2 protein-coding genes are annotated in these 1,433 nt (G+C 38.0%); both read right to left on the bottom strand.

The annotated features are described in order from the left end of the window. Positions 1-169: 169 nt before the first annotated feature. The gene (locus tag BM146_RS18935) at positions 170-937 is read right to left on the bottom strand and encodes a nucleoside phosphorylase (protein WP_074892256.1); all 768 of its coding nucleotides are present in this window, start codon (positions 935-937) and stop codon (positions 170-172) included. 71 nt (positions 938-1,008) lie between these two features. Then, positions 1,009-1,281 (bottom strand): HepT-like ribonuclease domain-containing protein, encoded by a 273-nt coding sequence (locus BM146_RS18930; protein ID WP_330391894.1) that lies wholly within the window; start codon positions 1,279-1,281, stop codon positions 1,009-1,011. Positions 1,282-1,433 lie beyond the last annotated feature (152 nt).

Here is a 1,433-nt window from a genome sequence, read left to right as displayed (position 1 = left end):
TTTCCCACTTATCAAGATTAAATTGACCATCAATAAATACTGACTGAAAGCCAATTGAGGTGTCGACGATTCTCATTTTTGCTATTGCCCCCAAACTGCGATTTACAGAACTATTAGGCGGAGCATAACGCCACCTAACAGTGCTTTCGTTTCGATAAACACATTTATCTTATAATTCTTCCATTAGTTTAACCGCAGTAATAATCATATTTGAACGGACATTCATTTGATGATTCCAATTCCGCGTGTCCCATTTTTCGCCGCTCACATCATCACCTGCATAAAGTAATTGAGCTAAATGAATATCATAATACTTAGATACCGCAAAAAACGCTGCTGTTTCCATTTCAACCGTTATACATCCCTCATTTCTTCTTAGCTCAATCATTTCGGGGGTTTCTCTGTACATAGCGTCTGTTGTCCATGTTTTCCCTGTTGTATAAGGTATCCCTAATTTTTCCAACCCAGAAATAACATAATCTGTAGTTTCTTTATGACATTCCACTTCACGGGAAGGTTCTAAATAATGATAAGACGTTCCCTCATCTCTAACAGCAGCAACAGGAACAATTATCTCCCCTACTTTAGATCCTTTTTTAATAGAGCCTGCACCACCACATATAATGAATTTTTCACATCCCATAGCGTATAATTCTTCGATTGTCCCAGCCGCACCGGGAGCTGTACAAAAGGGCATGGTAATACAAATTCTATCCTTAGATTTGTTGTATTCGTAAATAGGAATGTCTAAAACCTCAGAATGAAGATACCCAATTACAGGGAGTTTTTCATCTTCAACAAACTGCTCCAGTTCTTTCCTAAAAAATGTAATGACACATTTAGATGGAAGCGTCTTTTCCAAAAAATCTGTAGGTTTAATTATTGGGCTTATGCTTGTATCGAACTCACAAACAGGATATTTGTTCTTAATTATCATTTTTAACCTTTCCTTCAAACTGCCGATTTGTCTTAGTCGATAATACTGGAAGTATAATCGACTATCGATATCTAATCTTCTTTCAACTGTTCCATGAGCTCTGGAATGTCATATTTCAGTGTTTCATACACAATTTCAAGATCCACATTCCCATAATCATGAACTATACGATTTCTGAGACCTGACATTTCATCCCATGGAAGACCAGGCTTTCCGTTCTTGTATTCTGCCGATAGTTTCTTAGCATTTTCAGAAATCTGAATCATTCTAAAGAGCATAGAATCCAGCAAAACCTCGTTTTCATTGAGTTCCTGTAAATCCACATCCTTCATATGAATTACAATAAAGGTAATATCTTTTTTTATCTTCTCCAGATGAACTACCTCACCGACTCCACGTCAGAAAGGGTTTCTGTTATGCCGCAGAGCGGCATGAACCTGCACGATGCTCTATGCATCCTGCAGAACAGGGCATGTCCACTATGCCCCTATCCCAT

The organism is Butyrivibrio proteoclasticus (genome assembly GCF_900115735.1).
GTDB classification, from domain to species: domain Bacteria; phylum Bacillota; class Clostridia; order Lachnospirales; family Lachnospiraceae; genus Butyrivibrio; species Butyrivibrio proteoclasticus_B.
Note: the sequence above shows the minus strand (reverse complement) of the source record. Positions and strands in the feature narration are given on the sequence as shown.